Below are 6,443 nucleotides of genomic sequence, written 5' to 3' on the forward strand. Positions count from 1 at the left end.
ATGTCGGAACAGGCGCCGGGGCCAGCGGAGGAGCCAGAGCTGGCGCCGATGAGCGGGCTGGAGTTCTGCCGGCAGGTCCGGGCGGGCGGCGACGTCGCGCTGGTCGTCGTGGCCGATCGCGCTGACCCGCAGGGCATCGTCGCGGGTCTTGAGGCCGGCGCCGACGACTTCATCACCGCTCCGCCGTTGTCCGCGGAGGCACTGGCCCGGCTACGCGCCCTGTTGCGCCGTACCCGCCCCGCCGGGCAGGGTCCGGGCCGGGCCTTCAGCGTCGGCGAACTGCAGATCCGGCCGGCTGAGGGGGTGGTGCGTCGCCACGGCGAGGACCAGGCTCTGACCCGCACCGAGTTCCGTCTGCTGTGCGAGCTGGCCGTGGCCGGCGGGCAGGCGGTCAGCCGTCGGCAGCTGATGGAACGGATCTGGGGCTACGACTACTTCGGCGGGGCGCGGATGCTCGACGTCCACGTCCGGCGGCTGCGCCGCAAGGTGGAGGTGGACCCCTCGGCGCCCACCCACATCCTCACCGTGCGCGGTATCGGCTACCGCGTCTGCGCTCCCTCCGGTGGCGACTGACCCCCGGCGAGCACAAGGGCACCCGTCCTTCGAGCGGACGTCCCTCGATCGGACGTCCGAGGTAAGGGCTCCCGGGAGAAGGGTTCGCGTCAGCTGTCGATCGTGGACATGTCGGGGTAGCGGTCGCCGGCGACGGACGCACCAAGGGTTCCCAGACGGTCCGCTTCGGCGTCGGTCAGGGTGATCTCGGTGGCGCTGGCGTTGTCCTCGAGGTAGCGACGGCGCTTGGTGCCGGGGATCGGCACGACGTCGTCGCCCTGATGCTGCACCCAGGCAAGCGCGAGCTGGGCCGGGGTCACCCCCTTGTCGGTGGCGATCTTCTCGATCTCGGCGACCAGCTGGAGGTTCGCCTCGAGGTTGTCACCCTGCAGTCGCGGGAGGCCGCGACGGAAGTCGTCAGCGGCGACGTCCGCCGTGGAACGCAGGGCGCCGGTGAGAAAACCCCGGCCCAGCGGGCTGTAGGCGACCAGGCCGATACCGAGCTCACGCAGGGTCGGCAGGATGTCCTGCTCAAGATCGCGGGTCCACAGGCTGTACTCGGTCTGCACCGCGCTGATCGGCGCGACGGCGTGGGCGCGACGGATCGTCGCCGCCGACGCCTCCGACAGGCCCAGGTAGCGGACCTTGCCCGCGGTGACCAGGTCGGCCATCGCCCCGACGGTCTCCTCGATCGGCACGGTCGGGTCGACGCGGTGCTGGTAGTAGAGGTCGATGTGGTCGACGCCGAGGCGGGCCAGCGAGCCCTCGACGCTGGCCCGGACGTAGTCAGGCCGGCCGTTGATCCCACGGGCCGCCGGGTTGGCCGGGTCCCGGATGACGCCGAACTTCGTGGCCAGCACGACCTCGTCGCGGCGGTCCGCGAGGGCGGTGCCGACGAGCCGCTCGTTGGTGTGCGGACCGTACATGTCCGCGGTGTCCAGGAAGGTGACGCCGAGGTCCAGGGCGCGGTGGATCGTCGCGATCGACTCGGTGTCGTCAGTCGCGCCGTAGAAGTCGGACATACCCATGCAGCCCAGGCCCTGCCGGGAAACCCGCAGGCCCGCGGAGCCGAGAGTGACGGTGCGCATCAACGGATGATCCTCTCATAGTGGGCGATCTTGTGGTCGATGGCGGCCAGGTTGCGCTGTTCCTCGTGCAACCGGTCGAGCACCCGACGGCGGTGCTCGGTGAGCAGGGCCAGCCGGTCCGTCTCGGTGCCGGCACCGGCGCGGGCCAGCCGTGCGTAGCGGGCCATCTCGCGGATCGGCATGCCCGTCAGCCGCAGCCTGGTCAGGAAACTCACCCAGGCGATGTCGGAGGCGGTGTAACGACGATGCGACGAGGCGGCCCGGGCGACCGGTTCCCGCATCAGCCCGGCCCGCTCGTAGTACCGCAGGGTGTGCACGCTCACCCCGGTGGCCTGGGCGGCCTGGGCGATCGTCCAGGTCGACTCGCCGTCACCGGCGTAGCCGTCGGTCGACGTGCCGACGTGGGTGGACGGCCGCACCGGCGGCGATACGGACGCTTCAAGCGTGGCCATGCCACAGACGCTAGGACCTGGAGTGCGCTCGAGGTCAACCATCCGAGGTCAGCGTGGTCAACCGCATGCGACCCGGCTGGCGCGGGTGGCGCGGGTGAGCGGACGTCAGCGCAGATGCCAGTGCTCGGGTTCGAGGCGCAGCCAACGGTCGACCTCGGCGCGCCACCAGATCCGGGTGCCGCCCCAGGTGGCGGTGCGGTTCACCACCGCGGCCGGTTTGGGTGCCGCCGGGTCGACGCGCATCCGATGGTCCACCGCCTGACGGGTCAGACCGAGCGCACGGGCGATGTCGCCGGAGCCGACAAGCAGCGGAAGCTGATCCACACCTGACGACGTTAGCCAATCACCCCTACCACGCGCCCGTGGAACGGACCGACCGCACCCCCATCGGTGCGGCTGTGGCCCGTGGTGGTACCAGTGCGTTCCACCGCGCCCGTATCCGGATGGCAGATGCGCAAGTATCCGCATTGCCCTGCCCCCAGCCGGCGGTATGTGCTTGGCTGATCACGCATCCCGCGTCCAACGTGGATCTTCGGTGAGCCGGGGGCGGGAACAGGCAGGCCGCAGGCGCAGGTAGGAAACGACGACAGTGAGTGTGGACAACAGTGGGCATTGATCTCGCCAAGGGTGCCAGCACCGCCCTCGTCGAAACCACGGGCGTCCTGACCCATATCAGGGTCGGTCTGGGCTGGGACCCGAACAGCCCGGGGGCGCAGGAGTTCGACTTGGACGCGAGCGCGATCGCCCTACAGGACAACGGCCTCGCCCCGAACCGGGGCTATTTCGTCTACTACAACAACCTGAGCACGCCGCGCGGGGAGATCGTGCATCGCGGCGACAGCCTCACCGGGGAGGGTCGCGGAGACGACGAACAGATCGACGTACGTCTCGATCTGCTTTCGCGCGCGATCACCCGGATCGTGTTCCCGGTGACCATCCACAACGCGGAGTATCGTCGGCAGAGTTTCGGTGACGTGCACAACGCCTACATTCGTGTCGTCAACACCGACACCGATGCCGAGCTGGTCCGTTACGATCTGTCCTCCTCCGCTGCCCGCGACACCTCCATGCTGTTCGGTGACCTGCTACGCGAGGGTGACGGCTGGCATTTCCGGGCGCTCGGCGAGGGTGGGGTGCAGGATCTGACCGCGATCGCCCGCTCCTACGGCCTCGACGTCTGATCGCCCTGGACGTCTGATCGCCCTGGACGTCTGATCGCCCTGGACGTCTGATCGCCCTGGACGTCTGATCGCCCTGGACGTCTGATCGCCCTGGACGTCTGATCGCGCCGGGCCGCTGATCAGCGTCGGCCGCGCTGGCCTCGGGTCAGCCGCGGCGGGGCGGGCTGGTGGGGCAGACCGCCGGACAGGCCGGGCGCGTTCCCGCCGCCGCGGCGGGACTGGATCAGTCCGTGCACGTACACGACGGCCCCGATGATCACCAGCAGGTCGTCGATGAGGCCGATCGGGCCGAGCGGGATCTCGGGGACGGCGTCCACGGGCGACACCACGTAGGCGAGGCTGCCCAACATCGCCACGATCCCGCGCACCGGCAGGTCGTAGCGCCGGATCACCACCAGCGCGGCGATCGCCAGCACAAGGCCGACCGCCACGAGCACACCGAGGCCAATCAGCAGCGCGGTTCCGAAGTCACCCATCGTCCACGTCCCCTCGCCCGAACCCGCGCACGTCGTCGACATCCCACGACGCAGCCATGATCTCCTGCGGCATGCCCCGCGGTGACCTGATTCGAACATCCACCGGCACCTCGGTGACGGCCACCCCGTGCCCACCGGCGACCCGCGGCGCCCACCGATGACCCGTAGCGACCACGGGTGGTTGTCGGCTGTCAGATCCGGCGACAGGCGGACAGAGGCGCGATGGCGCCGGTAGGCTTCATGGTGTGTCCTCCGCGGAGTCGCCGGTGCCCTCTGGCCGGCGCAGTGGCCAGTCCGCTGGCCAACCCACTGGCAGGTTGATGGCCGTCAGTGATGTTCACATCGGCTACGCGGAGAACCGCGGCCTGGTCGAGAGCATCGAGGCGGTTTCCCCCGAGGACTGGCTGATCCTCGGCAGCGACGTCGGCGAGATCGCCGCCGACATCATCGCCATCTGGCGGCTGATGCGCAGCCGTTTCGCCAAGGTCATCTGGGTGCCCGGAAACCACGAACTGTGGACGGCCAAACAGGACCCGCTGCGGCTACGGGGCGACGCCCGGTACCGCTATCTGGTCGCCGCCGCCCGCGACGTCGGCGTGCTCACCCCGGAGGATCCCTACCCGGTCTGGGTCGGCGAGGGCGGGCCGGTGGTCGTCGCCCCGCTGTTCGTCCCGTACGACTACACCTTCCGTCCGGCCGGAACCACCACCCGGGACGAAGCGCTCGACCTGGCTCGCAGCACAGGTGTGGTGTGCACGGACGAATGGCTGCTGCACGCCGATCCCTACCCGCGGATCGACGACTGGTCCCGCGCCCGCGTCACCTACACCGAGCAGCGGCTGGCGGCACTCGATCCGGCTGTTCCACCGGTGCTGGTCAACCACTGGCCGCTGGTCCGTCAGCCCTGCGACGTCCTGCGGTACCCGGAGTTCGCCCTGTGGTGCGGCACCACCGCCACCGCCGACTGGCATCTGCGTTTCCGCGCGGCGGCGGCCGTCTACGGTCACCTGCACATTCCCCGCACGACCTGGTACGACGATGTCCGCTTCGAGGAGGTCTCGATGGGGTATCCGCGGGAACGGGCCGCGTGGGAGGCGTACGGCCGGCCGTACATCGGGCCGCGTCAGATCCTGCCGTACGTACCGCGGCCCGAGCGTAAACGGGTGGGCACCGCGTCCGGCGACGCGTCGGCGACGGCGTCGGCGCGAGGCTGACGCCCGGTGCTCTCGAGCCTGCTACCCGCTGCGGCCATCGCGGTCGAGGCGTTCGAGGACGAGCCGGCCGCCGTGCTGTTCCCCGAGGAGTCGGCGTTGCTCGCCCGGGCGGTGGAGAAACGCCGACGCGAGTTCACCACCGCCCGCATCTGCGCGCACAAGGCGCTGCGCCAGCTCGGCCTGCCGCCGGCGCCGATCCTGCCCGGCCCGCGCGGCGCCCCCGGGTGGCCCGCCGGCGTGGTCGGCAGCATCACCCACTGTGCCGGTTACCGGGCGGCTGCCGTCGCCTGGTCCCGTGACGTTTACACCCTGGGTATCGACGCCGAGCCGAACGAGCCGAACCCGCCCGGTGTCACCCATGAGATCACCGTCGCGGACGAGGCGGACCGCCTCGCCGCGCTGACCGCGTCCCACCCGGCCGTCCGGTGGGACCGCCTGCTGTTCAGCGCCAAGGAATCGGTGTACAAGGCCTGGTTCCCGCTGGCTCAACGCTGGCTGGGTTTCGAGGACGCCCACCTGAGCCTCGAGCCCGGCACCGCGCCGCTCGCCCAGACCATCGACGCCCTCGACGGCCCGGTCGGTCCGGTCACGACGGCTGGCGCCGCGGTGACAGCGGCGGGGCACGCGGGCGGGAGCCACGGTGGCCTCACGGCCACGCAGAAGCTGGTGCGAGCCGAAGGAACGTTCAGCGCACGGCTGCTGGTCGCGGGTCCCGCGCTCGGGTCAGGCACCCTGACCGGCTTCGACGGACGTTGGCTCGTCGGCGAGGGCCTGCTGATCACCGCGATCACCGCCACACACATCGACGGTGTCCCAGCCTCGTCGGTCACCGCGTGATGCGCCGACGAGGACGTCGCCCCCGCCCGGCCGGCCGCTTCCGCCCCGCGGGTCGCACCGGCCCCGGCTCCCACCCCGCGGGCCGCCGCCCACGCACTCGCGGCGTCGAGGGCCGCAAGCCCCGATAGCGCCTGCGAGGAGGGAAGCATCGGGCTCAGAACGGAACGGGCCGCACCACCGTTACCGCGACCGGCAGACCGTCGTACCGCTGCTCGACAGCGGCCACCTCGACCAGGCTCTCGACGCCGATGTCCACGGCTTCGCCCCGCGCTCCGACGCCCAGCGACGTGAGGACAGTGCCGCGTCGCCGCCAGTAGTCCAGGTCAGCCGAGACACGATCGCGGATCTCGCTGAGATAGGCGTGGGAGTAGCGAGCCGATGCGACTCGGATATGACGTGCGTCAGATCTCCCGGCGATGACCGCGTCAATTCCAGCAGCGTGTTCCTCCGTCCGGTAGACGGTCACCACACCCCGGGCGGCGGAGACCACCACACCACCGTAACCCTGACCGTGGTGGGCACCGAGTATCAGCTGGAGTTCCAGTGCGATGTGGTCGATGATGTTCTGATCCGTCGGGCCGGGATCGGATACGCCCACTGGCTCGCGGGTAACTGGTCAGGTCTCGTAGATCGTTTGTTTTTT

At 70.4% G+C, this 6,443-nt stretch carries 9 protein-coding genes; 4 read left to right on the forward strand and 5 right to left on the reverse strand.

Features of this window, described 5'->3' with window-relative positions:
- Positions 1 to 573 (forward strand): response regulator transcription factor (locus G6R24_RS17030; protein ID WP_163550218.1); only part of this gene is annotated, 573 nt, incomplete at its 5' end.
- 89 nt (positions 574 to 662) lie between these two features.
- Here the strand turns inward: G6R24_RS17030 and G6R24_RS17035 are convergent.
- The 3 genes from G6R24_RS17035 to G6R24_RS17045 form a co-directional block, all read right to left on the reverse strand.
- On the reverse strand, positions 663 to 1,640 hold the full coding sequence (locus G6R24_RS17035) for an aldo/keto reductase (protein WP_163550219.1): 978 nt from the start codon (positions 1,638 to 1,640) through the stop codon (positions 663 to 665).
- Positions 1,640 to 2,092, reverse strand: coding sequence for a MerR family transcriptional regulator (locus G6R24_RS17040; protein ID WP_163550220.1), 453 nt, complete (start codon positions 2,090 to 2,092; stop codon positions 1,640 to 1,642). The genes G6R24_RS17035 and G6R24_RS17040 overlap by 1 nt, the downstream gene beginning before the upstream one ends.
- Before the next feature lie 105 nt (positions 2,093 to 2,197).
- Entirely contained in the window at positions 2,198 to 2,416 is a 219-nt protein-coding gene (locus tag G6R24_RS17045) for a hypothetical protein (RefSeq protein WP_163550221.1), read from the reverse strand.
- Between the two features lie 281 nt (positions 2,417 to 2,697).
- On the opposite strand from G6R24_RS17045, the gene G6R24_RS17050 reads away from it, so the two are divergent.
- Positions 2,698 to 3,273 carry a TerD family protein gene (locus tag G6R24_RS17050; protein WP_163550222.1) on the forward strand — a complete coding sequence of 192 codons (576 nt, stop codon included), beginning with the start codon at positions 2,698 to 2,700 and terminating at the stop codon, positions 3,271 to 3,273.
- Between the two features lie 119 nt (positions 3,274 to 3,392).
- On the opposite strand, the gene G6R24_RS17055 is transcribed toward G6R24_RS17050, so the two are convergent.
- Positions 3,393 to 3,749, reverse strand: coding sequence for a YkvA family protein (locus G6R24_RS17055; protein ID WP_163550223.1), 357 nt, complete (start codon positions 3,747 to 3,749; stop codon positions 3,393 to 3,395).
- A gap of 320 nt (positions 3,750 to 4,069) precedes the next feature.
- Between G6R24_RS17055 and G6R24_RS17060 the strand changes: the two genes are divergently transcribed.
- Positions 4,070 to 4,963, forward strand: a complete 894-nt coding sequence (locus tag G6R24_RS17060; RefSeq protein ID WP_163550224.1) for a metallophosphoesterase family protein — start codon at positions 4,070 to 4,072, stop codon at positions 4,961 to 4,963.
- Positions 4,964 to 4,969: 6 nt separating this feature from the next.
- Positions 4,970 to 5,800, forward strand: coding sequence for a 4'-phosphopantetheinyl transferase family protein (locus G6R24_RS17065; RefSeq protein WP_163550225.1), 831 nt, complete (start codon positions 4,970 to 4,972; stop codon positions 5,798 to 5,800).
- Between the two features lie 154 nt (positions 5,801 to 5,954).
- On the opposite strand, the gene G6R24_RS17070 is transcribed toward G6R24_RS17065, so the two are convergent.
- The gene (locus G6R24_RS17070) at positions 5,955 to 6,290 is read right to left on the reverse strand and encodes a hypothetical protein (RefSeq protein WP_225438645.1); all 336 of its coding nucleotides are present in this window, start codon (positions 6,288 to 6,290) and stop codon (positions 5,955 to 5,957) included.
- Positions 6,291 to 6,443: the final 153 nt, after the last annotated feature.

It is taken from the genome of Candidatus Frankia nodulisporulans (assembly GCF_902806475.1).
Taxonomy (GTDB): domain Bacteria; phylum Actinomycetota; class Actinomycetes; order Frankiales; family Frankiaceae; genus Frankia; species Frankia umida.